Source organism: Rhodococcus cercidiphylli (assembly GCF_033042225.1).
Lineage (GTDB): Bacteria > Actinomycetota > Actinomycetes > Mycobacteriales > Mycobacteriaceae > Rhodococcoides.
On record NZ_JAWLKE010000013.1, the window covers coordinates 1 to 25,426 of the forward strand.

Annotated in this window: 28 protein-coding genes and 1 pseudogene; 14 read left to right on the forward strand and 15 right to left on the reverse strand. The window is 64.8% G+C overall.

From position 1 onward, the window contains the following. Positions 1 to 82: 82 nt before the first annotated feature. Together istA and istB are read left to right on the forward strand one after the other, a co-directional pair. A pseudogene (istA, locus tag R3P95_RS24560) lies at positions 83 to 1,411 on the forward strand (IS21 family transposase); the annotation flags it as partial. Continuing rightward, positions 1,408 to 2,232 (forward strand): IS21-like element helper ATPase IstB, encoded by an 825-nt coding sequence (istB, locus tag R3P95_RS24565; RefSeq protein ID WP_317549772.1) that lies wholly within the window; start codon positions 1,408 to 1,410, stop codon positions 2,230 to 2,232. The pseudogene istA and the gene istB, both read left to right, overlap by 4 nt. Positions 2,233 to 2,245: 13 nt before the next feature. On the opposite strand, the gene R3P95_RS24570 is transcribed toward istB, so the two are convergent. From R3P95_RS24570 to R3P95_RS24580, 3 genes are all read right to left on the reverse strand, one after another. After that, positions 2,246 to 2,530 (reverse strand): SipW-dependent-type signal peptide-containing protein, encoded by a 285-nt coding sequence (locus R3P95_RS24570; RefSeq protein WP_317549773.1) that lies wholly within the window; start codon positions 2,528 to 2,530, stop codon positions 2,246 to 2,248. Positions 2,531 to 2,767: 237 nt separating this feature from the next. Continuing rightward, a complete protein-coding gene (locus R3P95_RS24575) occupies positions 2,768 to 3,205 on the reverse strand; it encodes an LGFP repeat-containing protein (RefSeq protein WP_269596853.1) in 438 nt (145 codons plus the stop codon). Positions 3,206 to 3,392: 187 nt separating this feature from the next. Continuing rightward, complete coding sequence (locus tag R3P95_RS24580; RefSeq protein ID WP_283347698.1) at positions 3,393 to 4,682, reverse strand: adenylosuccinate synthase; 1,290 nt, start codon at positions 4,680 to 4,682, stop codon at positions 3,393 to 3,395. A 202-nt stretch (positions 4,683 to 4,884) separates the two neighbouring features. On the opposite strand from R3P95_RS24580, the gene R3P95_RS24585 reads away from it, so the two are divergent. The 3 genes from R3P95_RS24585 (at position 4,885) to R3P95_RS24595 (ending at position 6,918) form a co-directional block, all read left to right on the forward strand. After that, a complete protein-coding gene (locus R3P95_RS24585) occupies positions 4,885 to 5,550 on the forward strand; it encodes a hypothetical protein (RefSeq protein ID WP_269596852.1) in 666 nt (221 codons plus the stop codon). Continuing rightward, a complete protein-coding gene (locus R3P95_RS24590) occupies positions 5,547 to 6,320 on the forward strand; it encodes a site-2 protease family protein (protein WP_269596851.1) in 774 nt (257 codons plus the stop codon). The genes R3P95_RS24585 and R3P95_RS24590 overlap by 4 nt, the downstream gene beginning before the upstream one ends. A 130-nt stretch (positions 6,321 to 6,450) precedes the next feature. After that, positions 6,451 to 6,918: a pyridoxamine 5'-phosphate oxidase family protein gene (locus tag R3P95_RS24595; RefSeq protein ID WP_317549775.1), complete on the forward strand. Its 468-nt coding sequence runs from the start codon at positions 6,451 to 6,453 to the stop codon at positions 6,916 to 6,918. Here the strand turns inward: R3P95_RS24595 and R3P95_RS24600 are convergent. From R3P95_RS24600 to R3P95_RS24610, 3 genes are all read right to left on the reverse strand, one after another. Then, a complete protein-coding gene (locus R3P95_RS24600; RefSeq protein WP_149406514.1) occupies positions 6,908 to 7,837 on the reverse strand; it encodes a cation diffusion facilitator family transporter in 930 nt (309 codons plus the stop codon). The genes R3P95_RS24595 and R3P95_RS24600 overlap by 11 nt on opposite strands. 79 nt (positions 7,838 to 7,916) lie before the next feature. Continuing rightward, positions 7,917 to 9,011 (reverse strand): FUSC family protein, encoded by a 1,095-nt coding sequence (locus tag R3P95_RS24605; protein WP_094640956.1) that lies wholly within the window; start codon positions 9,009 to 9,011, stop codon positions 7,917 to 7,919. Between the two features lie 37 nt (positions 9,012 to 9,048). After that, complete coding sequence (locus tag R3P95_RS24610; protein ID WP_068053907.1) at positions 9,049 to 9,465, reverse strand: DUF3151 domain-containing protein; 417 nt, start codon at positions 9,463 to 9,465, stop codon at positions 9,049 to 9,051. A gap of 150 nt (positions 9,466 to 9,615) precedes the next feature. Here R3P95_RS24610 and R3P95_RS24615 point away from each other — a divergent pair, with 150 nt between their 5' ends. Beyond that, positions 9,616 to 10,404, forward strand: coding sequence for an Rv0361 family membrane protein (locus R3P95_RS24615; protein WP_317549776.1), 789 nt, complete (start codon positions 9,616 to 9,618; stop codon positions 10,402 to 10,404). 64 nt (positions 10,405 to 10,468) lie between these two features. On the opposite strand, the gene fbaA is transcribed toward R3P95_RS24615, so the two are convergent. Further along, positions 10,469 to 11,509 (reverse strand): class II fructose-bisphosphate aldolase, encoded by a 1,041-nt coding sequence (gene fbaA / locus R3P95_RS24620; protein ID WP_317533919.1) that lies wholly within the window; start codon positions 11,507 to 11,509, stop codon positions 10,469 to 10,471. A 176-nt stretch (positions 11,510 to 11,685) separates the two neighbouring features. Here fbaA and R3P95_RS24625 point away from each other — a divergent pair, with 176 nt between their 5' ends. After that, complete coding sequence (locus tag R3P95_RS24625) at positions 11,686 to 12,426, forward strand: VTT domain-containing protein (protein ID WP_394855471.1); 741 nt, start codon at positions 11,686 to 11,688, stop codon at positions 12,424 to 12,426. 28 nt (positions 12,427 to 12,454) lie between these two features. Beyond that, positions 12,455 to 13,150 carry a DedA family protein gene (locus R3P95_RS24630; RefSeq protein WP_317549777.1) on the forward strand — a complete coding sequence of 232 codons (696 nt, stop codon included), beginning with the start codon at positions 12,455 to 12,457 and terminating at the stop codon, positions 13,148 to 13,150. A 40-nt stretch (positions 13,151 to 13,190) separates the two neighbouring features. Here R3P95_RS24630 and R3P95_RS24635 read toward each other — a convergent pair whose 3' ends face one another. The 4 genes from R3P95_RS24635 to R3P95_RS24650 all read right to left on the reverse strand — a co-directional run bounded on the left by R3P95_RS24635 (position 13,191) and on the right by R3P95_RS24650 (position 16,624). Then, positions 13,191 to 14,327: a glycoside hydrolase family 76 protein gene (locus tag R3P95_RS24635; protein ID WP_094640954.1), complete on the reverse strand. Its 1,137-nt coding sequence runs from the start codon at positions 14,325 to 14,327 to the stop codon at positions 13,191 to 13,193. Between the two features lie 87 nt (positions 14,328 to 14,414). Further along, positions 14,415 to 15,095 carry a TrmH family RNA methyltransferase gene (locus R3P95_RS24640; protein WP_317549778.1) on the reverse strand — a complete coding sequence of 227 codons (681 nt, stop codon included), beginning with the start codon at positions 15,093 to 15,095 and terminating at the stop codon, positions 14,415 to 14,417. Further along, positions 15,092 to 15,697, reverse strand: coding sequence for a DUF6636 domain-containing protein (locus tag R3P95_RS24645; protein WP_188078691.1), 606 nt, complete (start codon positions 15,695 to 15,697; stop codon positions 15,092 to 15,094). Before R3P95_RS24645 ends, R3P95_RS24640 begins: the two co-directional genes overlap by 4 nt. A 138-nt stretch (positions 15,698 to 15,835) precedes the next feature. After that, positions 15,836 to 16,624, reverse strand: a complete 789-nt coding sequence (locus R3P95_RS24650) for an SDR family oxidoreductase (RefSeq protein ID WP_068053942.1) — start codon at positions 16,622 to 16,624, stop codon at positions 15,836 to 15,838. Positions 16,625 to 16,713: 89 nt separating this feature from the next. Here R3P95_RS24650 and R3P95_RS24655 point away from each other — a divergent pair, with 89 nt between their 5' ends. Beyond that, a complete protein-coding gene (locus R3P95_RS24655) occupies positions 16,714 to 17,166 on the forward strand; it encodes a hypothetical protein (protein WP_300521151.1) in 453 nt (150 codons plus the stop codon). Here the strand turns inward: R3P95_RS24655 and R3P95_RS24660 are convergent. Beyond that, positions 17,137 to 17,772, reverse strand: coding sequence for a lysoplasmalogenase family protein (locus R3P95_RS24660; RefSeq protein WP_317549779.1), 636 nt, complete (start codon positions 17,770 to 17,772; stop codon positions 17,137 to 17,139). The genes R3P95_RS24655 and R3P95_RS24660 overlap by 30 nt on opposite strands. A gap of 132 nt (positions 17,773 to 17,904) precedes the next feature. Here R3P95_RS24660 and R3P95_RS24665 point away from each other — a divergent pair, with 132 nt between their 5' ends. From R3P95_RS24665 to R3P95_RS24685, 5 genes are all read left to right on the forward strand, one after another. Beyond that, positions 17,905 to 18,501 (forward strand): Rv1733c family protein, encoded by a 597-nt coding sequence (locus R3P95_RS24665; RefSeq protein ID WP_143545925.1) that lies wholly within the window; start codon positions 17,905 to 17,907, stop codon positions 18,499 to 18,501. A 72-nt stretch (positions 18,502 to 18,573) separates the two neighbouring features. Continuing rightward, positions 18,574 to 19,035 (forward strand): MarR family winged helix-turn-helix transcriptional regulator, encoded by a 462-nt coding sequence (locus R3P95_RS24670; protein ID WP_149406507.1) that lies wholly within the window; start codon positions 18,574 to 18,576, stop codon positions 19,033 to 19,035. Next, a complete protein-coding gene (locus tag R3P95_RS24675; protein WP_317549781.1) occupies positions 19,032 to 20,258 on the forward strand; it encodes an MFS transporter in 1,227 nt (408 codons plus the stop codon). The genes R3P95_RS24670 and R3P95_RS24675 overlap by 4 nt, the downstream gene beginning before the upstream one ends. Positions 20,259 to 20,533: 275 nt before the next feature. Beyond that, complete coding sequence (locus R3P95_RS24680) at positions 20,534 to 22,366, forward strand: hypothetical protein (RefSeq protein ID WP_317549782.1); 1,833 nt, start codon at positions 20,534 to 20,536, stop codon at positions 22,364 to 22,366. Between the two features lie 97 nt (positions 22,367 to 22,463). Beyond that, positions 22,464 to 22,961, forward strand: a complete 498-nt coding sequence (locus R3P95_RS24685) for a class F sortase (protein WP_317549783.1) — start codon at positions 22,464 to 22,466, stop codon at positions 22,959 to 22,961. 21 nt (positions 22,962 to 22,982) lie between these two features. Here the strand turns inward: R3P95_RS24685 and pyrE are convergent, their stop codons facing one another. The 3 genes from pyrE to R3P95_RS24700 all read right to left on the reverse strand — a co-directional run bounded on the left by pyrE (position 22,983) and on the right by R3P95_RS24700 (position 25,324). Next, on the reverse strand, positions 22,983 to 23,531 hold the full coding sequence (pyrE, locus tag R3P95_RS24690; protein ID WP_094687780.1) for an orotate phosphoribosyltransferase: 549 nt from the start codon (positions 23,529 to 23,531) through the stop codon (positions 22,983 to 22,985). Between the two features lie 115 nt (positions 23,532 to 23,646). Then, positions 23,647 to 24,231 carry a LemA family protein gene (locus R3P95_RS24695; RefSeq protein WP_317549784.1) on the reverse strand — a complete coding sequence of 195 codons (585 nt, stop codon included), beginning with the start codon at positions 24,229 to 24,231 and terminating at the stop codon, positions 23,647 to 23,649. A gap of 58 nt (positions 24,232 to 24,289) precedes the next feature. Next, positions 24,290 to 25,324, reverse strand: a complete 1,035-nt coding sequence (locus R3P95_RS24700; protein WP_317549785.1) for a type III secretion system chaperone family protein — start codon at positions 25,322 to 25,324, stop codon at positions 24,290 to 24,292. Between the last annotated feature and the right edge of the window lie 102 nt (positions 25,325 to 25,426).

Genomic DNA, 25,426 nt, shown 5'->3' on the forward strand with positions numbered 1-25,426 from the left:
CGAAACACTCCACTACGCTGACCTCACCACCGAGGATCAGCCCCAACTGGAGGCGGCACAGAACCTAGGGTGATTCACGGTCACCGACCTGGTCACCGAGCGGGTCGAGAAATCGCAGGGCCGAATCTCTGCCAAACGAATCCTGCCGATCGCCCGCACCGCCGGCTACGAAGGGTCGGACCGCAACTTCCGCCGCCTTGTCGCAGAAGAGAAGAAACGCTGGCGCACCGAGCATCACCGCGGCCGCCGCCCAGCAGTCTGGGCACCAGGTGACTACCTCGTCATCGACTGGGCAACAGTGGGCGGACTGCACCTGTTCTGCGCGGTCATGGCGTACTCGCGGTGGCGGTTCGCCACCTTCGCGACCGACGAGAAAGCAACCACCACAATGGCATTGATCGCCGAAGCCTTGGCCGCGATCGGAGGTGTCCCAGCAAAAGTACTCGCCGACCGCATGGCATGCCTCAAAGGCGGCGTCGTCGCGAACGTTGTCATCCCCACCCCGGACTACGTCCGCTTCGCTGCTCATTACGGGTTCGCACCCGACTTCTGCCACGCGAACGACCCACAATCGAAAGGGGTGGTGGAGAACCTCGTCGGCTACGCCCAACGCGATCTTGCGGTGCCGCTGTTCACCGAGGCGGCGGTTGCCGGCACCACCGTCGATGTCCATGTCGCCAACGCCGCGGCGAGAGCGTGGTGCACGGAAGTCAACTCCCGCATTCACTCGGAGATCTGCGCGGTCCCCGACGACAAGCTCGATGAGGAGCGAGAACTGTTGTCGCCATTGCCATCTCTACGGTTGGAGATCGGACCGCCGCCGGTAACCCGGAAGGTCGACAAGCTCTCGTGCGTCCGATTCGCCTCCGCACGCTACTCGGTGCCCGTCCGATTCATCGGCTTCACGGTCACCCTCGTCCAAGCCGAGGGCCGGCTGGTGATAGTTGATCCATCCACCGGCGAAGTCGTCGCCGAACACGACCTTGCCCACCCCGGCACGGCGTCGGTGCTCGACGAGCACTACGACGGCGCCCGTCCCGCCCCGAGTCGTGGGCCCAGGCCGAGAACGACTGTGGAACAACAGTTCTGCGCACTCGGACCCGTAGCGGAAGCATTCCTCCTCGGTGCCGCAGCCATCGGCAACACCAGGCTCGCCTCCGAACTCGAGATCCTCCTCGCACTCGGTGCTGCGCACGGCACCGAGAAACTTCTTGCTGCGTTGACCCGAGCGGTCGCGTTCCGCCGATTCCGAGCCGCTGATGTCCGGTCGATCCTCGCCGCGGGTGCGGGCGCACCGCAACCACGTTCAGCGGGGGATGCGCTGATTTTGGATCTACCGATCGCGCCGACCCGGTCCCTCGACGCCTACGCGATCCGCCCGCCCGCCGGCGACGAGCAGGTGCCCTCATGACCGAAACAACCACGACCGCAACGGGATCGAACAAGGCAGCTGCACCGAGAACTGCTGCACCGCAATCGGTTCCCGAACTAGCAGCCGATCTCGATGCCGGACTGCGGCGACTCAAACTCGCAGCAATCCGCCGGACCGCACCCGAAGTGCTCCTGACCGCGAAGACACAGCGGTGGACTCCCGAAGAAGTGCTGCGCACGCTCATCGAATCCGAGCTCGCCGCCCGCGATGCCTCGAACATCGTCAACCGCCTCAAAGCAGCGGCGTTCCCGGTCACGAAAACATTGGAGGCGTTCGACGTGGCGGCGTCGTCGATCCAACCGAAAGCCTTCGACTACCTGACGAGCCTGGAATGGGTTCGGACACAATCGAATCTAGCGATAATCGGGCCCGCCGGGACAGGTAAATCGCACACCCTCATCGGGCTCGGTGTCGCCGCAGTCCATGCCGGTCACAAGGTCCGGTACTTCACCGCCGCCGACCTCGTCGAAACCCTGTATCGAGGTCTGGCCGACAACACCGTCGGGAAGATCATCGAATCCCTACTACGAGTCGACCTGATCATCATCGATGAGATGGGATTCGCCCCGCTCGACGACACCGGCACCCAGTTGCTGTTCCGCCTCGTCGCCGGCGCCTACGAACGCCGCTCGTTGGCGATCGGATCGCACTGGCCGTTCGAGCAATGGGGCCGGTTCCTCCCCGAGCACACCACCGCCGCCTCGATCCTCGATCGGCTTCTCCACCACGCCACCATCGTCGTCACCGACGGCGAGTCCTACCGCATGAAAGACGCACAGCATCGAAAGGACCGCCCCTGAACAACCGGAAACATCAACACGGGGTGGGGACTTTTACCTGGCCACCAGCGGGGACATCGACATGGCCATTGACACCTCCGCCCGGGGACACGTCGTACTCGTCCCACACTGCGGCACCCGTCTCGAAGTTTCCTTGAAGGTTCCACGCTTCGTCGCCGGAAGCGAACTCTGCATTGCCGAACACGTTGTCGGACCACGCGGCCAAAGTCACCGCCGCCCCGATACCGAGAACGAGACCACCTGCAAGTAATGCGCGGACCTTACGCTTACGGTTTGAATTCTGAATGCTCTCGGACATGCCCCGGCTCTTTTCTGAGGGTGTGGTGGTGAATGCCGATTGCATTCACTGCACCAGTTGTCGAAGCATAGGGCAGTCGCGTTACACGTTCTTGGAAAATGTATGGGTAAATTTTTTGGAGGATATTTGCAGGGTTTCTTTCACGAAGAAGAATGCAGACAGCATCATCCGCACTGGTCCTCAAACCGAACAACAGTGAATAAAGTTAGCCAGCTTCGAAACCGGGCGTCCAATTACTCACGCAAAAGCCGAACTTGCGTCGGCACCAGATTCCAACGCCACTGCTTTCGCATCCGGCCCTGGTGAAACCTCGTCCCCTTCCGGCCTACCACCGATGACGAATGCTCCGGTGTCCGGGAGCCAACCCAAGGCCCCACGCTGAAACAAGCTGTACCGACCGAACCCTGTCGGTGTCGGCCGTTCGTCGCTGATCGGGTAGCCGAGGGCACCGTACGGCCCGCCGTGCGCCATGTACCACTCCAGGATCGGTCCGTGCACCTCGTGCGCGCCGCCCTCTGGAAGCGCGAATACCGTTGCATGCCGATACTCGAGCATGCCGCCGCCACTCGGGCCGAGCATGAATTCCCCAACCTGCTCACCGATCCAAGAATGTTCGTAAGCAAACCGATCGAATTGATAGGCGAATACTTCGAGACCGTTGTACGGAGCAGACATGATCAGCGCCTCCCTTACTTACACAGCGTTGAGTATCCCTCGAATTCTCGCTTGCGACATAGAAATTTGCTCAGATTGGCCCAATTCGGCCACCATGTGCCGCATAAGCAGACCGGGTGACATGAGAATGGGAGCAAAAAAGCCCCGCACTCCGAAAAGTGCGGGGCTTTCACGGCATATCGTCCGATTACCGCAGAATGTCGCGGCGAACGATGGTTTCGTCGCGACCCGGCCCGACTCCAATGCACGACATGTACGCACCCGAGAGCTCTTCGAGACGCAGCACGTAGTTCTGTGCGTTGATCGGCAGTTCCTCGAACGTGCGGGCACCGGAGATGTCTTCCCACCAACCGGGCATCTCTTCGTAGATCGGCTTGGCGTGATGGAAACCGGTCTGCGTCATCGGCATTTCGTCGTGCCGGACGCCGTCGACGTCGTACGCGACACAGATGGGCACCGTGTCCAGGCTGGAGAGCACGTCGAGCTTGGTCAGGAAGTAATCGGTGATGCCGTTGACGCGGGTGGCGTATCGCGCGATGACGGCGTCGAACCAGCCGGTGCGTCGAGCACGCCCGGTGGTGACGCCCACCTCGCCGCCCTGCTTGGCCAAGTACTCACCGTAATTGTCGAACAACTCCGTCGGGAACGGTCCCGAGCCGACACGCGTCGTGTACGCCTTCAGGATGCCGAGGACGGTCCCGATCTTGTTGGGGCCGATGCCGGAACCGACCGATGCGCCGCCCGCAGTCGGGTTCGAGGACGTGACGTAAGGATAGGTGCCGTGGTCGACGTCGAGCAGGGTGCCCTGCGACCCCTCGAGCAAGATGGTCTCGCCGCTCTCTAGTGCGAGGTTCAGCTGCAACCTGGTGTCGGTGATGCGGTGCTTGAAGCCCTCGGCCTGCTCGAGCACCTCGTCGACCACCTGCTGTGAGTCCAGCGCCCGCCGGTTGTAGATCTTCGAGAGCACCTGGTTCTTGAATTCCAGTGCGGCCTCGACCTTTTGGGTCAGGATCTTCTCGTCGAGCACATCGGCTGCGCGGACGCCGACGCGAGCGATCTTGTCCTGATAGCAGGGCCCGATACCGCGGCCGGTGGTTCCGATCTTCTTGGCACCGAGGAAGCGTTCGGTCACCTTGTCGATGGCGACGTGGTACGGCATGATCAGGTGCGCATCGGCACTGAGCAGCAGGTTCGTGGTATCGACGTCACGCTTCTCGAGGCCTTCGAGTTCGGTGAGCAGCACACCCGGGTCCACGACGACGCCGTTGCCGATGACGTTCTTCACGCCGGGCGTGAGAATTCCCGACGGGATCAGGTGCAACGCGAACTTGTCGCCGTTCGGAAGGACGACGGTGTGACCGGCGTTGTTGCCGCCCTGGTAGCGAACGACCCACTGAAGGCGTTCGCCGAACAGGTCGGTGGCTTTGCCTTTGCCCTCGTCGCCCCACTGGGCGCCGATCAGGACTATCGCCGGCATGTGCTCTCCTACGTTGCTTTCGTGCGAGGACGCGCTGCAAATACTGCTCGATCGAACGCAGCCGTCACCATTTGCCGCAGGCGCGACAGTGGCCGGGGGAACAGTCTAGCCGAGGCGGTGAGCTGGCCCGCATGCCGCTACGGTGGAGCCGAAACGAGGGCACTATGGTCGTTCGAGGGTTCGACGAAGATCTAGGAGCGCCGTGACACCGTTCGTTCTGCACTGCGGAAATCCGCCGTTGCCGATCACGCTGACCGACGTCCCACTGCGCACCGCCGATGCAGTACCGACAGACGACGACTGCAGCGCGATCTTCTCCGACATCGAATCCGCACCGGCCCCCCGCATCATCGTCCTGGGCAGCGACGCGTCCCTGGCAGCCGTACTGACCCGATTGATGCGCACCGATCGTCTGCACGTCGAAGTCGCGTTCGTACCGGAGACCGCAACCGACGCCGCCCACATCTACAAGCTCGGAACCGGATCCCGTGCCGCAAAGGTGGCAATGACGGGCAAGGCGTCGAGCACACCCCTCATTCGCGACGACGCAGGCAAGGCCGTTGTCGGTCGGGCGCTCCTCGGTGGTGCCGGCGGCACGGAACTCGAGGGCGAGGCGTACGTCGACGACACTCGGTTGTTCTCCGGAGTCGTACCCGGCGTCGAGGTGGCACCGACCCCGGAACTGCCGGGGCTGCGCGCGCGAGTGATCAGCCGTCGACGATTTCTGCCTCGCCGCTGGGTGAGCGGACGGGCGATGCAGCTCGGCTCCCCCGCCGCAGACCTGATGCGCGACGGCATCGCCGGCGACAGAACGGTGAAGCGGTCTACGTTCTATCGTCACCACGAAGAGTGGCTACTGGTCCGATGACCGTTCCGCTGCGCCGCAGTCCCGTTCTGCCGAGCCCGGTGTTCGTTGCCGTTCTCGCAATCGCGGGAGTGGGCGGCGCACTCGCGTGGACGGCCGAGGACGTCACGTCGTTCACCGCGCGCCTCGGAGTGTTCGTTCTGGTATTGGCCGGCTGGATCGCCTCGGTGTGCCTGCACGAATTCGGTCACGCATTCACCGCATTCCGCGCCGGCGACCGAGAGGTCGAACTCCGCGGCTATCTGACGCTCAACCCGCTGAAGTACACCCACCCGCTGCTCTCGATCGTCCTGCCGGTGGTGTTCATCGCGATCGGCGGAATCGGACTTCCGGGCGGGGCCGTGTACCTGCGGACCGGCCAGTTCTCGGCGTCCACGCAGCGGCGCATCGCCCTCGCCGGCCCCTTCGCCAATGCCGTTGTCGCCGTAGCACTCCTGATCGTCATTCGCATGTTCGGCACCGACGGCACTCATCAGGCCTTCTGGTACGGGCTCAGCTTCCTGGCGTTCCTGCAGATCATGGCCACGATCCTCAACCTGATTCCGGTACCCGGACTCGACGGCTACGCCGCACTGGAGCCCTCGCTCTCGCCCGCCACCCGTGCATCGCTCAACCAGTTCAAGGGCTACGGAATCCTCGTGCTCGTCGCGTTGCTGTTCGTGCCCGCAGTCAACTCCGTATTCTTCGGTGCGATCTACACCCTGTTCGGGCTGTCCGGTGTTCCCGAGTTCTTCGCAGGCAACGGCAACTACCTGATGCGATTCTGGCTGTGACGGCTGGTTCATCCGGGAGCAGCGGGAAGAATTGCACGGTATCGAGCGCGATCGACGGGATTCCGTCGATTCAGGCAGGTTCTGTGCAGACTTTCCCAATTGTGTCGGTGCTCGGTCGCATAATTTCCCCATGACGACGTGGAACGACTTCTCGACGGCAGCACCGAGCCTGGCATCGGCGGTGCGCGCCAGATTCACCGCCCACAAGCACCATGTACTCGCGACGCTCCGGGTGGACGGCTCACCGCGCGTCAGCGGAACCGAGGTCGAGTTCGACGACAGCGGCGTACTGCGCCTCGGCTCGATGCTCGGAGCCGTCAAAGCACGAGATCTGCAGCGCGACGGACGGTTCGCGCTGCACAGCAATCCGGGTCACCACTCGATGGAGGGCGGGGACGCGAAGATCGGCGGGCGTGCCGTCGAAATCACCGATCCTGCTGCGCTGCAACCGATATTCGACGCCGCGCCGGGCGAGCTGGTGCCGTACCACGTGTTCGATCTCGACATCACCGAGGTCGTACTGACCTCACTGGTGGACGATCACATGCAGATCGACGTGTGGCGTCCCGGCTCCGACGTACACACCGTCACCAGGTGAGCTCTTCCTTGCAGGTTCGGCCGTGCGCAGCGGGTTCGACCTGCACCGTGGCGTGGTCGAGGCCGTAGCCGGACAGCAGCGACTTGGCACGATCGAGCACCATCGACGACGACCCCTCACATTCGAGGTGCACCGTGGCCACATCCATTCCGGTGGTGAGTGTCCACACGTGCAGGTCGTGCACTCCCGTCACGCCCGGTAGCGCGCGCAGGTCTCCGGTCAGCGCGTCGACGTCGACATTTGCCGGGCTCGCCTGGGTGAGGATGCGCAGCGCCGACCCGGCGAGCTTGATCGCACGCGGAATGACCCACAGCGAGATCAGGACGCCGACGACGATGTCCGCCCACGTCCACCCGAACACGACCATCAGCACGCCGGCCACGAGCACGCCGACGCTACCGACCGCATCGGCCAGAACCTCCATGTACGCACCGCGGACGGCCAGGGAATCCTTGGCGTCGCCGCGAATGAGCAGCATCACGACAATGTTGGCCGCGAGACCGGCCGTCGCGGTGAGAATCAGTGGTACGCCGGGAATTTCAGGAGCATCGCCGATGCGTGAAATCGCCTCGTACATGATGAATGCCGCAACACCGAGCAACAGAACGGCATTCGCGATGGCGGTCAACACTTCTGCCCGATGCCAGCCGAATGTTCTTGCCGCTGCGGCACTTCCCTTGCGAGCGAGCATCAACGCGATCAGACCCATGGACATGCCGAGCACATCGGTGAGCATGTGGCCGGCGTCGGCGAGCAGGCCGAGCGACCCGATAGCCAAGGCCACGGTTGCCTCGACGACGAGAAACACCACCAGGATTGCCAGCGCGATGATCATCTTGCGCACCCGAGACCTGGGCGGCCCCGCACCTGCAGGCGAGTGACCGCCCACGCCGTGGCTGTGCCCGTGACCCGCGCCCATGACTCCCCCTGGTGACCGATGTCGACTTCCGGAAGTCACCATATGCGTACATACGCATATATGCAATGGTGTGCTTCGGTCACAACTCCGGCGGGACGTGCGGATGGTCCACCGTCGGTGGAAGTGTCGCCAAGGCAGAAATACGCTTGAGCCCGGCGACCTGCAGCAAGTCGACGATGATCGATCGCAACTGCGCCAACACCACCGTCGCCGACAGACCGGCGTTCGAGATCAACTCCGGCTTGGCGCCAGCCGCAACCGACCTCAACACTCGCGCCGCTTCTGCCGCGTCGGGCTTCTGTCCCGGATCGGCGAGGATCATCTGCCGCAACACCTCCACCGCATGCGCCAACTTCTCCACCTCGTCGACGACGCGCGGATCGAGAATCTCGTCGTCGCGCACCAAAGTCAGCGACCGGCGCGCGAGCACCCGGATATTGCGGACGGCGTTGTCGATGGGATCGGCCGTGGCCGCGAGCGCCGCAAGACGATTGCGGTGATTCCAATACATCGGAGAGATTCGCGCGATCTCCCGGCCGCCCTTGAGGTCGGTCCGCAGAGCATCGATACCGGACTGCGTCGCACGCGCCTTGCGCAACGCCTCCTCGATCGGTTTGGGGTCGTTGGCCACCAAACCGTCGGCCACCTTCTGCAACACGCTCGCAGCCGTCGCCAACACGCTCGCCGCATCCTTACGGGCCCGCCACACCGGATGCGTCGGGATCAGCGCCACGATCGCGATGCCTACCAGGCCACCGACCAACGCGTCGACCATGCGGTTGGGGCCACCCATGTTGCCGGGTGGAATGAGTGTCGCGACCAGCACGGCGGACGATCCGGCCTGCATCGCGATGATCGGGCCGCCGTCGAGGAACACCGCAGCCGACATCGCCAACACCACGACAAGAGCGATCTGCCACGGCCCGCTGCCGATCAGTGAGATCAGCAGATCTCCGATGCCGATGCCCACCGTCACTCCGACGACGAGCTCGGCCGATCGGCGCACCCGCGCACCGAGCGAGACGCCCAGTGAGACGACAGCGGCGATCGGCGCGAAGAACGGGCTCTCGTGACCGACGATGTCCGTCGCGACGAACCACGCCACACCTGCCGCCAACGCGCACTGAATGATGGGCAGCAGCGACAACTTCAGCCGAGCGCTGCCCGATTTCACTCGGGTTCGGCCGCGCACCCGGCTGGCGCGGGCCCTGTCAGCCCAGGCCGAGCGCTTCTGCTGCCTTGGGGTCACAGTCTTCGAGGAGGTCGAGGCAGCGGGCGTACTCGTCGTGCTCGTTGATGTCGCGGGCCGCTTTGGCGAGGACTGCGACGCATCGGAGGAATCCTCGGTTGGGCTCATGGCTGTACGGGACCGGCCCGAATCCCTTCCATCCGTTACGACGCAACTGGTCCAGACCTCGGTGGTAACCGGTACGAGCATAGGCGTACGCCGTGATGGTGGCACCGGACTCGAGGGCGGCCTCGGCCAGGTAGGCCCACGCGATGGACGCCGTCGGATGCGCCGCCGCGACTGCCTCGGGTGCTTCGTGGTTCAGCAGCGCGGATTCGGCCTCGTCGTCTCCGGGCAACAGTGTGGGTTGGGGTCCGAGCAGATCACCGAAAGAAGTCATGGCGCTCATTGTGCCCTTACGTCACCGAATCGTGTCCGAACACCCCCGGTGGCGCTCGCGGCGAGCGGCACACCCGGTCGATAGGCTGCCAGCTGACGAAATCGAGAACCTCCGAGTTCTCGGCTGAATTCGGTGAACGAGGGAGAACGCATGCCGGACGAGAAGAAGAAGGCGCCCTCCGAGGCCGACGTAGCCACCGAGAAGATCGATCTGGGCAAGAAGAAGCAGGTCGACGAGCCCGCCGACCCTCCGACCGAGAAGATCGTCACTGCCCCAGCCGAGGAACCGGCAGCGGAGGCGAAGCCGGTCGCGAAGCCGACTGCAGCCCCGCGCCGTATCCCGCCGCGAAACCCGTCCGGCGCTCCAGCGAAAGATGTTGCGGCAGAGAAGAAATCACCAGCCGCCGTGCCGCAGCCGGTCGGACCCAGGAAGATCGAGCCGCAGCAACCGAGACCTAAGCAGGTCGGTCCCCAGCGCGTCGGACCCCCGCCGACCGAACCCGGCAAACCGAGTCGGAAGAAGTGGTGGGCGGCGCTGGTGGCTGTAGTTGTCGTGGTCGCGGCAGTCGCCGCCGGTGCGTATCTGCTGATCGACCGCACGAGCGTCGACGACTCCCCGGAGGCCCGGATCAGAACGACCGTCGAGTCGTTCACCCGCGCATTGGCCGACGGCGACCTCGCCACGCTGCGCAGCACCTCGTGCGGTGACCTCGCGACGTTCTACCGAGACATCCCGGACGCGGAGTTCGCCGATGTCCACCGCGTCTCGGCCGAGCAGGGCAACATCCCGACCCTCGACAGCATCGACGCCATCCAGGTCGGCGACGACACCACCGCGATCGCCCAGGTCATCGCGCACACCGAGGCCAACCCGAACGATCGATCGCCGCGCACCTTCGACCTGCGCCTCGAGGGCGATCAGTGGAAGGTGTGCAGCTGACGCTGCATGTGCGCGGAAACTCGTAGCCTGCTACGAGTTTCCGCGCACCTGCGGGCTTGCCCGCTCAGCCTGCGGATACGCTGCGACCGGCGGACTTGAGGTCGTTGCAGGCCTCGACGACGCGGGCGGTCATCCCGGCCTCTGCCTTCTTGAGGTAGCTGCGCGGGTCGTAGGCCTTCTTGTTGCCGACCTCGCCGTCGATCTTCAGAACGCCGTCGTAGTTGGAGAAGAAGTGTCCGGCGATGGGACGGCTGAACGCGTACTGGGTGTCGGTGTCGACGTTCATCTTCACCACGCCGTACTCGAGAGCCTCTTCGATCTCGCTCTTCGCCGATCCCGATCCGCCGTGGAAGACGAAGTCGAACGGCTTGGAACCCGATGCCAGGCCCAGCTTCTCCGACGCGACCTTCTGGCCGTCCGCCAGCACCGACGGCTTGAGCTTGACGTTGCCCGGCTTGTAGACACCGTGCACGTTGCCGAACGTCGCCGCCAGCAGGTAGCGCGAGCCCGCGTCGCCTGCGCCGAGGGCCTCGACGGTCTTGAGGAAGTCCTCGTTGGAGGTGTAGAGCTTGTCGTTGATCTCCGCCTCGACGCCGTCTTCCTCGCCGCCGACGACACCGATCTCGACCTCGAGAATGATGTTCGCTGCCGCCGCGCGGGCGAGCAGGTCCTTGGCGATCTCGAGGTTCTCGTCGATCGGGATGGCCGAGCCGTCCCACATGTGCGACTGGAACAGCGGGTTCTTGCCTGCGTCGACGCGCTCCTGCGAGATCGCGATGAGCGGCCGAACGTAGGTGTCCAGCTTGTCCTTGGGGCAGTGGTCGGTGTGCAGAGCGATGGTGACGTCGTACTTGGCGGCGATCACGTGCGCGAACTCGGCGAGCGCCACAGCGCCGACGACCATGTCCTTGATGCCCAGTCCCGAGCCGAACTCGGCTCCACCGGTCGAGAACTGGATGATGCCGTCGCTACCCGCGTCGGCGAAGCCCTTGATGGCGGCGTTGATGGACTCGGAACCCACACAGTTGATTGCCGGAAAGGCGAACTTGTGTTCCTTCGCCCGGCCCAGCATCTCGGCGTAGACCTCGGGAGTTGCGATAGGCACGGCGTCATTCCTCCATTGAAAAGTTCGGTTGTGTCCTGTGCAGTATGGCAACCTCCGAGCCCGGTGTCGTGCGTACCCGCATCGCTGACGTCATTACGCGGGAGATCGAACAGGGCAGCGTGTTCACAGCCGGGCGACACCAACTACGGAGGGACTTCCCGGTTCAGGCCGGTAGTGTGGGCGCGGTGAGTCTTCTAGCTGCCTCGGAATCGGTGACGACCAATCTGGCGTTGTTACCTGGATTTCTCGACCCCGTGAACCTGCTCAACTCCTTCGGTCACTGGGTGCTGATCGGGCTGCTGCTGGTCGTGTTCATCGAGTCCGGGCTGCTATTTCCGCTGCTCCCAGGCGATTCGCTCCTCTTCACGGCCGGCTTGATCGCAGCGTCGAAGTCCACCGAGATCGAGCCGTTCGCGTCCATCTGGACTCTGGTGATCCTGATTCCGATTGCGGCAATCCTCGGTGATCAGGTCGGCTATCTGATCGGCACGAAGGGCGGCGCAGCCCTCTTCAAGAGCAACGATTCGCGCTTCTTCAAGAAGAAGTACATCGACGAATCGCACATATTCTTCGAGAAGCACGGTCCGATCACCATCATCCTGGCGCGCTTCGTGCCGATCGTGCGTACGTTCGCACCGGTCGTCGCGGGTGCGTCGCACATGAAGTACTCACTGTTTCTCACCTACAACGTCGTCGGCGGCGTGCTCTGGGGCGCGGGTGTGACCACCCTCGGTTACCTGCTCGGGCAGATCGCGTTCATCCGCGACCACGTCGACATCATCTTCCTGATCATCGTCGCCGTCTCCGTACTGCCCATCGTCATCGAGGTCGGCAAGCGCATGATCAAGGCCCGCAAGACTCCGCTCGGGGAGGCCACCGACATGATCGAGGCAGACGCCCCGGACACCAAGTCCTGATCGAGATCTTCCGAAAGTGATCGAGTCCATGTCGTCGATTACCACTGCGCTTCCGACCGTCTCCGTACAGACCGTCGGCAGTTTCGGTCCGCTGGAGACAGCAGGCCCCCTCGTCGTGTGGATCATCGTCATGACTTTCGTCTTCATCGAATGCGCGGTGATCATCGGATTGTTCCTGCCGGGAGATTCGATGCTGATCACGGCAGGAATCGTGATGGCAACCCACGCGTCGGGCACCGGTCACATCTGGGCGCTGTCGCTCGGAGCGATGGTCGCCGCCATCGCCGGCAACCAGGTGGGGTACTCGATCGGTCACCGCACAGGCTCGACGCTGGTGGCCCGCAAGAACGGCAAATACCTCAACACCAAGAACCTGCACAAGGTCAATCTCCTGCTCGAGAAGCACGGATTCTGGGCGGTGCTGGTCGCGCGATGGATCCCCTGGGTGCGCACCCTGTGCCCACTCGTCGCCGGTGCCGCGAAGATGGATCACCGCAAGTACACGATCGCCAGCACGCTCGGTGCCATCATCTGGGCTCCGGTGCTGTTGCTGATCGGGTTCTACTTCGGCTCGTTCATCGACGGCATCCCATGGCTGATGCCCGCCGTCCTCATCGGCATGGTCGTGCTGCTGGTCGTCGGAACCGGACTCGGCATCTGGCAGTACCGCAAGGAAATGGCACGCCCCGAAGAGACCATCGAGGTCGAAGAGGTCGTGGAGTAGCGGCTCTAGAAACCTGCAGGAGTGGAGCCTGCGGAACGACTCAGAAACCTGCAGCTGCGACGCGGTATGCGGCTTCCATGAGCATCCATCCGCCCAGTTGGACCGAGAGGTCTCGCTCGGGGACGTCGGACGGTCGGACCGTTCCTTCGGTGAAGCTGGCGATGTGCAGACCTTGCCCCGGGAATCGGGCTTCGCGGGTCCAGTCGGCTCCGAACAGCGGGTTGTCTTCCACTTCGAGGCGGTTCTCCCATGCTGCTTCGGCCGAGTTCAGCACGATCGCAGCTGCGAGTTCGCGAGCTCGGTCGTCGGCGTCGGAGTCCCCGGGCAGCTTCACCGCGACCATCGCCAGGTACCGCGCGAGGATCGGGTTGAACAGGCCGCCGTCTCCCCCACCGCCGCCGGTGATGACGAGGTTGCGGGTCAGGTGGTTGTCGACTGCGTCGACCAGAGCGTGGACTCGCTGCGCGTGCCTGGGTTCGCCGAGCCGAACTGCGAGTTCGGTCTCGAGGCCCAACGTGACGCCCTGGCAGTAGCTGTACACGGCGCGTTCCATCTCACCGGGTTTGCCGGCATCGACGAGTGCGCGAGTGGAATGCATTCCGTCGAGAATCAGCCCCGTGCGCTCGTCCCTGAGGGTGTGGTCCATCCAGTCGGCCATCTCCTGGGCACGCCACAGCCGACCGGTGCGCGCCAACAAGATCGCGGCCGGACCGTTGGCGGGTGCGTTGTAGAAGTCGGACTTCTTGCGCCACGGAATGCCGCCGCCCTCGGCCGGAGCCCAGGCGTCGAACAATTCCATCTCGATCTGCTGGATGCCACCGCGATTGCCGACGAAGTGCTTCCGCTGCGCCCGTTCGAGCGCCAACCCGAGCCACGCCATGTCGTCGTAGTAGTTGTTGGTCCACCCGCTGACGTTGCGTGTTCGGTGCGCTCGGGTGATCTTGTTCAGTCGCCGACGGCGCTTGGGGGTGAGATCGCGATCTGCGGCATCGACCGCGCAGTCGAGCAGGTGGGCCTGCCACCAGTAGTGCCAGCGCAGGAACATCCGTTCCTTCCGGACCGGTGGCCAGGCGACGACTCCCAACGTCGTGCCCGGTAGCCCCCAGAGCCGACGCATGTGCCGCGCGACGACGGCCCCCTCCGCGGCGTCCGCACGCTGCGACCACAACTCCTGCATACCCGCAATCCTGCCACTACCGTTGCAGATTCGTTACATCCCGCCCCGGAAACCGCCCCCGAAACCGTTCCGGAACCCGCTGTGGTGTCACCACGCAGTATCGATGTCGGCATGCCGCCGAATCCACGAGTGCATGGCAATTCCCGCGGCAACCCCGGCGTTGATACTGCGGGTGGAACCGAACTGGGCGATCGATACCGTCATCGACGCCGATGCGCGGGCACTGTCGGTGACGCCCGGTCCCTCTTGTCCGAAGAGCAGCAGGCAGTCGCGCGGCAACTCCGCCGTCTCGATCGGCACCGACCCCGGGGTGTTGTCGACGGCCACGACGACGAGGCCTTGCTCCGCGGCGAACGCCATCAGCGCTTCCACCGTGTCGTGGTGGTGGATGTGCTGGTAGCGGTCGGTGACCATGGCACCGCGGCGGTTCCACCGACGTCGCCCGACGATGTGCACCGCCTGGGCGGCGAAGGCGTTCGCGGTGCGCACCACCGTCCCGATGTTGGCGTCGTTGGTGAAGTTCTCGATGGCGACGTGCAGCGAATGCCGTCGGGTGTCGATATCGGCGACGATGGCTTCGCGCCGCCAGTAGCGGTAGGCGTCGACGACGTTGCGGCGGTCACCGCCTGCGAGCAGTTCCGGGTCCAACCGCGGGTCGTCGGGTGGTGGTTCGACGTGGGTGTCGGACCACGGTCCGACACCGTTGGGGTTCTCGCCCCACTCGGTGGGACCGGCATCGTCCGACGGAGGAGTGCTGTCGCTGCTCAATAGATTTCGTTGCTGTCCGGTGCGATGCGGAATCCGTGTCCGGTCGCGTCGTCGACGCACGAGATGCCGTTCTCGGCGGACGTGCAGGTGAATCCGTTCTCGGCGATGGTCGCCCCGACCGCGAGCGGCGGATCGATCGTTTCCCCACCCGAGGTGTAGACCACGCCGCCGGAGCACATGAAGGCCGCCGGCCCTTGATTGGTAACTCGAATACCGTTGCCCCAGTTGATCATGCAATCCTCCGGCCGCGGCGGCACCGGAGTGGTGGTGCCCTGACACCCGGCCTCGGTGCGGTTCGACAGCGGCACGATTCCGCACTGGAACAGACCGTCGGGGGAACTGAAGTAGAAGGCGCCGCCGATGGCGGCGTACGTCGTCTGCGGTTCTGCGGTGGGCGGCGGCTCGACCGGAGGCGGGGGCGGCGGGAGCGCTTCTTCCGTCGTCGTCACCGGCGCAGGAGTGGTGGTTGCCGTGGTCGTCGTCGGCGCGAGAGTGGTGGTCGACGGCTGCGGCGGCGGCTGGGCAGCGGACTCACTGCTGCAACCGGCGAGTACCAGCGCCGCGGCCCCGATTCCCACCGACAAGGCTCGAAACCGACCCATTCGCCTTGCCCTGCTCGAACGCACCCTGCTCGAACCCCACGTACTCAGCATGAAGAAACCCCGACCCACCTTTCGACACCGATTGCTCGAAAGACCGACGATACCGGCGTCAGGGCCGGCATCGTTCGGCGACGAGTTCTAAGTGTGGCTCAGGCGCCGGTTGACCTCGCGAGTGAGCCACGCGGGCGAGAAGCGCGAGCCGAGCGAGAGCGCCTTGGACGGCAAGCCGACCGGGAAATGCACCTTGTGCAACCGACGCTTCACCGGCCGGGTCGCGTCGAAGATCGCGTCGGACACGTCTTTGACGGTGAGCCGGACACCCAACGAACTCGTGGTGCCCGTCGACACGCCCTGGGTCATCGCAGTCTGGACGAACAGCGGCCACATGGCCTTGACCGAGATGTCGTACTTGCTCCACTCGAGATCCAACGCCTCGGTGATGCCGCGTACCGCGAACTTGGTTGCGCCGTACGTCACCAGCTCGGGCTGACCGTAGATGGCGGACGCGGAACACAGGTTGACGACCTGCGCGCCTGCCGTGTCCTTGAGGTACGGGAAAGCCGCGAGGGTGCCGTAGACGACCCCGTTGACGTTGATGTCGATCTGACGGCGGTGCACCGACAGGGGCATGTCCTCGAAAGCGCCCGCGGCGAGGATTCCGGCGTTGTTGATCAGAATGTCGAGTCGACCGTCGCCCTCGGAGACGAACTCCTTCAACCGGGTTTCCCACTGGTCGGAGTTGGTTACATCCAAGATGCCGGTGACCACACGGCCGCTGAGCGAGGCAGCTTCCTTGCCGAGCGATGCCAAGCCGGTCTCGTCGATGTCGTAGGCACCGACGAGGTAGCCACTGGCGGCGAACTTGAGGGCCGTCGCGCGGCCGATACCGGCAGCTGCGCCTGAGATGAAGACAGTTGGTCGAGTCACATCGATCACCGTACATGTAACCCTACTTACCGGTAACCCCCTATCGTCGAATATCCAACGGCCGCTTTCGGCGGCGTAGGAGCACCGAAGTGAACAACGCGAGAATCGTGCGATCCGTCGTCGTCGTGACGATCGGCTACGCCCTTGTGCTGGCGATCTGGATCGGTTGGTTGAGGGACCGCACCCCACCGGGAACGCTTCCGTATCAATTGGCAGCCCTGGTCGCCGGATTCGGCGCAGCTCTCGGACTTGCCATGCTGATCGCCGGACGCCCCACACGTGAGCAGAAGGAACTGATCGAACACGGCGTGGAGGGGTGGGCGACGGTCGATGCCATCCGCCGGATCGACGACGACACCGCCGAGTTGGACCTCGAATTCACCGTGCCGGGCTCGGGCAGTTACTTCGGCAAGATCGTCTACGACATCCCACGTTCGGACACCTCACGATTCGAGCCGGGCACCGTCATCGCCGTTCGCGTCGACCCCGCCCACCGCGAGCGGGTACTGCTGCTACCCCGAAGCCAGGGCCTCGACGAGTAGGACCTGCGCCGCCACATAGGTCGAGAGGATGACCGCTTCCGCGGCGCGCCGCCGACGGTCCTCGGTCAGGAAGAGCCGTCTGAACACGATCAGCGCGTCGGAGACGGTGAACAGAACACCGCCGATGATCAGCCTGCGATCGCCGCCGCGCGAGACCGAACGCGCAGACAGGGTCGACGTGGTCGCGAGCACCGCACCGTAGCCGGTCAGGGTCGACGCCACCGCGGGCTGCCGCCCGGCCAGGAGCGTCGATGCGACTGCCCATCCGACGTATCGCGGAACGGCGTCGAGCAGCGTCGGCCGCGCACCCCGACGGAGCAGCAGATACGTATAACTGCCCTGCATCACCGCGAACGCACGCGCGCCCCATTCCAGAGCGGAATCGTCGTCGGGGTCGATCAACAGAACATCGCCGACCGTGGCCGCCGCAAGACCCGCCAGGAGCACCCGATCTCGCGCTGGATCGAGCCCGCTCGCCAGCGCCGGGACGATCAGAGGCTTGGCCATGCGCTGCACGGGCATCGACCCCGCCGCCGCACCGACCACGGTCACCGCACCCGCTATCAGCGCGGCTGCACGAGCCCGCCGAACCCGACCGACAACCATCGCAGACCTCCACCGACAATCTCGTCACAGCGCAAGTCACATGTGACGCTGACCCCTATCGCTTGATACTCGCAGGTCGCGTCGCCATCGTGGAGAGGTCGGTCGGATCATATCGAGGTAGTGGGGACCATCATGCGCCGCAAACTCACCGGGCAGGACAGTTCGGGACGATCCGCCTTCGCCGGCAATCCCAACCCGTTGCTCCGCGACTGCGACGTTCGCCAGGCGCGCATCAAGCACTGGGTGACCGCACTGCTGATACTCATGGTTCCGGTGTCGCTGTGGATCGGCGCCACCGCCCACTCCGATCAACAACAGCGACTCGAAGACCAGAAGAATTCGATTCACCAGGTCACCGCGACCACGACGGCAGTCGCACAATCCGTGCCCGCCGTATCCACCGAGCTCGGCGCATCCGGCGCAGCCGCAACTGCCGTCGACTCACGCTGGGTCTACCGAGGCGTCGAGCACACCGGACGCGTCAGCGTCGACACCGGATCGCCTGCCGGGACCACCACGCAGATCTGGGTCGACAACAGCGGCGATCTGAGCATGCGCCCCCTGACCTCGTCTGATGTCGTCGCCGCATCCATTTTCAACACCATCGGCAGCTGGGTGCTCGTGGCATCCGTTCTCATCGGTGCCTATCAATTGATGCGCTTCCGCTACGACGGTCGACGGGACGCCGAGTGGGACCGCGAGATCGCCGATCTGCTGCGGCAACACTGATCCGAGCTCGTCCATCTCCCTGGGCTCGAGCGCATTTTGCGATAGATAGTTAGTGTATGTAACAATAAATCGGTGAGTCACTCCGACGAAGACATCCGAGATCTCCTCTCACAGCTGGTCACCAGCTCGTCGCGCTTCGTCCGATTGGCCGCACGGTTCGGCAGCGACGAATGGCCGAGGGCGTGGATGCGGGCCCTGTCGTTGCTCGAGGAGTACCAGCCCCTGCGCATCAGCACCTTCGCGGAGCTGGACCGCTGCTCCCAACCCTCGGCAACGGCGCTGCTCGCCAAGTTGAGCAACGCCGATCTCGTCACCAGGCGACCCGACCCCGACGATTCGCGTGCCGTTCTCATCGAGATGACCGAGTCCGGCCACCGATGGCTCGCCGAAGGTCGACGCCACCTCGTCGACGGACTTCTCCCGTACCTGTCCGACCGCGACCCAGAACAGATCCAGAAACTGACCGACGGCTTGAGCGAGCTTCGCAGCATCCTCGAGCCCGTCGATCACGAAACGAGAGGAACTCTTTCGTGACCACCAACACCTCGACCGACAGCCTGCTGAAGCAACCTCGCGCAGTATGGGCAGTTGCATTCGCCAGCGTCATCGCCTTCATGGGCATCGGTCTCGTGGACCCAATCCTCAAGCCCATCGGTGAACAGCTCGACGCCTCGCCATCGCAGGTGTCACTGCTGTTCACCAGCTACATGCTCGTCACCGGCATCGCGATGCTGATCACCGGAGTGGTGTCGAGTCGCTTCGGCCCCAAGCGCACGCTGCTGGTGGGACTGGCGATCATCGTCGTCTTCGCAGCCCTGGCAGGTACGTCCGGATCGGTCGGCGAGATCATCGGATTCCGCGCGGGCTGGGGGCTGGGCAACGCCCTGTTCATCGCGACGGCGCTGTCGACCATCGTCGGTGCCGCATCGGGAGGTGTCGCTCGCGCGATCATCCTCTACGAAGCCGCACTCGGTATCGGTATTGCGACCGGCCCTCTCGTCGGTGGAGTTCTCGGCGGGTTCAGCTGGCGCGGACCGTTCTTCGGGGTGGCCGCACTGATGGCCGTCGCGTTCGTCCTGCTCATCGTCATGCTTCCGGACACCCCGAAGCCCGCCCACACCACGTCGATACTCGATCCGTTCCGCGCGCTTCGTCACCGCGGCCTGCTCACTGTCGGCATCACCGCGCTGCTCTACAACTACGGATTCTTCACCCTCCTCGCCTACACCCCCTTCCCGTTGGACATGGGCACCTACTCCATCGGCTTCATCTTCTTCGGCTGGGGCCTGTGCCTGGCCGTGGCGTCGGTGTTCGTCGCGCCGAAGCTGCAGCGGGCCTTCGGAACGCTGAACATGATGATGCTCGCGCTGCTGCTGTTCGCCGTCGACCTGGCCGTCATGGCGATGTTCACCGAGAACAAGACCGTCCTCATCGTGGGAACCGTCGTGGCCGGGTTGTTCCTCGGCGTCAACAACACGCTGATCACCGAGACCGTGATGATCTCGGCACCGGTCGAGCGCTCGACGGCATCGGCGGCCTACAGTTTCGTTCGCTTCACCGGCGGGGCCGCGGCTCCCTACCTGGCCGGCAAACTAGGCGAGTCGAACATGCACGTCCCGTTCTGGGTGGGTGCCGCCTGTACTGCTCTCGCCATCGTCGTGTTGGCAACCGGCCGGAAGGTGCTCGCTCACGTCGACGATCACGAACCCGCACCTCACAGCATCGACGAGGCCCGTGCCGTGACGGTCGGCGACTGAAATACGTTCACCCGACGGGGTTTTCGCGGCGGTCGAGATGTACGCATCTCGACCGCCGTTTCACGTCTCGAATCTCTCTCGTCACATACGTCCCATCAGTAACACTTTCATAACCAATTCTCAGGTAAAGCTCTGAACGGTTCCCGAGACCGGCCGGTTGGTTTACGGTCACGTCAACACGGTTGTTCGTGTGACTCACCAACTACACCCGTTCCGCGTGGGAGGGCGGGTGCGCGCAGCACGATGCTGCCACTGACCGAAGGGCCACAATCTCCATGTCGCAGAAGTCGATCGCCAGGTCCAAGAAGGCGCGCCTCGCCGCTGCCGGGGCCGCCATGGCACTGTCCCTCTCCATCGCCGCACCGGGAATTGCCAGTGCGCAGGAGCAGACACCCGAAAGCTCCTCCGTCGAACAGCCCGCCACCGAAGAAGGCACCGAGTCCGGCGCTCCCACCGCGGAAGAGGGCGCAACCGTCGAGGGATCGGCCACCGTCGACGGGCAGATCGAAGCGCCTGCTCCGGCCGTCACCCCTGAAGACGCCGCAGCAGCCGCCGCAGCAGCAGTGCCGGCCCCCGAGGTCCCGTCGGCCATCCGCCCACTGCCGCAGGTGACCGGTGGCGTCGTCTTCAACGACGACGGCACCGCGACGGTCAACCTGGACATCATCCCGCAGCTGTCCGACGCCGAGAAGCAGGCGATCGCCGACGCCGAGGCCGAGAGCAAGGCAGCGGTGGAAGCCACCACTGCCGCCCAGGTGCGGCTCGAGACCGCCAAGGCCGCCGAGGCCACCGCGAGCACCGACGCCACCAAGGCAGAGGTCGCCGCAGCCGAGGCCGACGTCAAGGCCAAGACGGCCGCCGCAGAGGCCAAGGCCGCCGTGGTCGCCAGCACGGCCGCCAGTGCTGCGGTCACTGCAGCCAAGAACGACGCTGCCGAGCTGAAGACCACCGCCGACGAGGCCAACGCTGCAGCGGACCAGGCCGAAGCCGACGCGACAGCAGCCGAGGAGCTTGCCGTCCAGCTCGAGGCCGCAGCGGTATCGGGCGATCCCGAGGCCACCGCAGAAGCCGAGGCAGCTCGCGCCGATGCGAACGCCAAGGCCGAACTGGCAGCAAGCGCCAAGGTCGAGGCAGATGCGTCGACCAAGGCCGTCGAGGATTCCGTCGCGGCACTGCAGGAGTCGTTCAAGAGCCTCAACCTCGCCAAGATCGCGGCGGCCACCAGGGCCGCAGCCGCGACCGCAGCGAAGTCGCTGGCACTGCACGTCGAAGCGCAGACGGCCGCTGCCGTGGCCGCGATGGCCGAGCAGAACGCTCTGAACCTCGAAGCTGCAGCCGAGGCCGCAGCAGGTGAGGAAACCGAATCCGAGAAGGCCGCAGCCGACGCCCGGACAGCAGCAGATGCTGCCAAGGCCGACGCCGACGCCAAGGCCGACGCGGCCACCGCAGCTCAGGCTGCGCTCGACGCCGCGCCGTCGGACGCCGATATCGCAGACCTCGAGCAGGCTGCAGCCGACGCCGCACAGGCAGTGACGGATGCCAACGCAGCCGTTGTGGCCGCCGACGCGGATCTGCAGCTCAAGACCGAGGCAGCCGCAGCAGCCAAGACCAAGGCCACCGACGCCGCGACGGCGCTGACGGCCGCACAGGCAGACGTGACCGCAGCTAAGGCCAACTCCGACGAGAAGGCCAAGGCCGAAGCCGATCTGAAGGCCGCAGCCGCCGAATTGGCTGCCAGCGGACCGAAGTTCGAGTGGACGATCAATCTCGGAAACACCGTCCGCGAGGACGTTCCGGTCACCGAAGTCGACGAGAACACCGTCGTCGTCGACAAGACCGGAGTCTCCCTGGTCGGCGTCAAGAACGAGGACGGATCGTTCACGGTCGCGGACTACTTCACCACCGACGAGAACGGTGTCGTCAGTGTTGCCGGCGATCTGCCGCCGGTCGATCTCGCTCTCGGCGACTCCTCCGACGAGGCTTCGGGCGCATCGGACAGCTCGTCGAACACCCCGGTGATTCTCGCCGGAGTCGGCGTGGTCGTCGTTGCGGCTGCAGGCGGAGCGTTCTACCTGCGTCGCCGCAGCTCCACCGATGCCACCTCGTAGTACCCGCTGGTTGTGGACGGCGACCCTGACCTTCGTTCTACTCGTATCAGGTTGTGCGAGTGACGAAGTCGGGGTCGCCGCGCCGGATCGCTCGCCGGTGCAGTCACAGATCACTGTGGCGGCACCGGCGAGCGACGTCGCTCCCGCTCAGCCGGAACACATCGAACTCCGGTCCTCGGACGGCACGACCTATCTGAGCAGCCCCATCCACCCCGATCCGCTCTACCGCGGCGGCGACAGTGGCCAGGTACTCAACCCCGTCGACGAGCTACCTGCCTGGTGGGCCGAGAGCGGCATGCCGGGAACCACAACCGAACAGACGGTAGTGGTTGCCGGACACAACTATTCGAAGCGCGACGCGCCGTTCAAGGCGCTGCGCGTGGTGATGCCCGGCGACACCGTCGCGTTGCGCACCGCGGGCGGCACTCTGGAGTACGCGGTCGAATCGGTCGGCCCCCTACCGAAGGGGTCGCTGTTGGCCGACAACGAACTCCGACGCTCGGTGCCCGGACGATTGATCCTGGCGAACTGCGACGTCCAAGGCGGCGAACCCACCGACGACAACTTCGTCGTCGTCGCGCAACTGGTTCGCTGACAAGCCCTTTCGGGACCGGGATTACAGGCCGAGGTCCGCCAAGCCGAGCAGGGATCGATACTCGAGTCCCTCGGCGGCGATGACCTCGTCCGCCCCGGTCGCGCGGTCGACCACCGTGGCCACTCCGACGACCGTCGCGCCCGCGTCCCGCAGAGCCTTGACGGCAGTGAGCGGAGAATTTCCGGTCGTCGTCGTATCCTCTACGACCAGAACACGTTTGCCGACGATGTCCGGACCTTCGATCTGACGCTGCATGCCGTGCGCCTTCGCTGCCTTGCGCACCACGAATGCATCGATCGGCCGTCCCTGGGCGTGCATGATCGACATCGCCACCGGATCTGCGCCCATCGTCAAGCCGCCGACCGAGACGAAATCCCAATCGGCAACCAGATCACGCATCAGCGAACCGATCAACGCACCTGCCCGGTGATGCAGGGTCGCGCGACGCAGATCCACGTAGTAGTCGGCTTCCTTGCCCGACGACAACGTGACCTTCCCATGCACGACGGCAAGCTCTTTCACCAAATCGGCCAGTTCCTGCCGGTCCGAATTCGCGGCACTCTCGGCCATGTTCGGATTCCTCTCGTCGCACCACGGATCTTCGATAGGTCGGTACGAACTTACCCACCGACTCGCGCGACCGCTTCCGGCGGCTCCGATGCTCGATCTCGGGTCGTTGCTGCCACTAGGCAGCGATGTGGGCCGACTGCTGCTCGTCGAGCAGTTCCTTGGTCTCCACGAACGGTTCCGGTGCGGTCAACGAACGAGACTTGGCAACGAGCGAGGACGGAAACGTGCCGACCGCCTGCGACAACCGGTACGCGTTGTCGTTGTACACGCGCACCGCGCCTGCGATACGACGCTCGGTGACGTTCAGTTTTCCGGCGGGACCCTGAAAAGCCCAATTGCCCAACGCATTCTGACGCGCATCGGCGTCGGCGAGCACAGCATGAAACGCGGCGGACAACGCATTCTCGGCAGCGGCCTGCGCCTGCAGACCAAGGCTGCGATCGCGCACTGCCTTGGACCACGACCGTGCACCGCCGAGCTGACGCAACAGATCACCGGACAGCCCGGTGGCCTCCGCGGCCGCGAGGAACGGGCCCAACTGCTCGTGACGCCGATCCAGTTCGACCTCGACCAGTCGCAGACTCTGCTCCGTCTGCTCGCTGTACCGACCGAGTCGACGCAGCGCGATCAGCACGTAACCGACCACGACAACCGCGACCAGGACCACCACTGCCACGACAACACCCGAAGAAACCGTCACGAGGTACGAATTTAGCCGCGTAAGCGCAACTGTGCCTGTAAACACGCCCGAACTTTCGTCAGGGCTGGTTGCGTCGGCGCTCCGAGTCGAAAGGAATCGGACGCGACGCAGGCGGACGCGGCACCGGACGCGACGGATTCGCCGAACGCGCAGCCTGCGGACCGGCCGCATCGGGCCGCGGCGGACGCGGCCTACGTCCGGGTTCCTGCGGACGTGGCTCGGAAGTACGAGGATCTCGGGTGCGGGGCTCCGGGGTACGAGGAGGTCGAATCCGAGGCTCGGGTGTCTTGGGCGCGGGCGTTCTCGGCTCGGCAACACGTGGCTCCGGGCTTCGCACCGCCTGGATTCGGGGTTCCGCCACCCGAGGCTGGGGATCGTGCGGCACGTCCGCTTGCTGATTATGTGGCTCATGGACCAGTGGCCTACCCGGATCGCTTCGATCGCGGCCGGGATCGCCGGGGCGAGCGCCGTAGACGGCACTTCCACGAACCGGGGGCAGCACGTGCAACATGCCCGACAGTCGCGCGACCGCGTCGATCGCGGCGTCCCAATCGCGACCCGAACTGTTCAGCGGCAAGGACCCGAGCGTCCAGTCCTTCTCGCTCCACAGCAACTGCAGATTCGCCGGAATGGACTCGGTGAACGCGGCCATCCGCTGGTCGCAGACACGGCGAGCGATATCGACGTCGGTGGCGAACACCACGCGCGGCCCGATCGAACCGAGCAGCTCCATGTCCTCGTCGCGCGGCGGCGGCGTCGAGCGGGGCCGGAGGTCGATGTCGACATCGGAACCGACCGAACGCTGCACGGCCACGATGGTGCCTGTCTCCTCGACGTCGAAGAGAACGAACTCCTCACCGCGCCGAACACCGGTCACCACTCCCAGAGCCACGTCGAACTCGGGCTTGGACAGAGCAGCGCGAGAGAACCGAGTGACCAGTTCTCGATCGTGCGGTCGATACTCGTACCCCTGCGCCTTGGCCCACATCTGCCGGACACGTCCGGACCGATCTCGCTTGGACCTGTCGATGTAGAGCAGCGCCACTGCACCCATCAGTGCAATTGCCGCAAGGCCGAACCACATTGCCGTCATCGCGAACCACCTTAATCGACATCCACACCTTCACCGCCCACCACCGCCGGGTCCTGTGAACGGTCCCTACGACTGCTCGGGTTGCCTATGGGGTCATTCCGC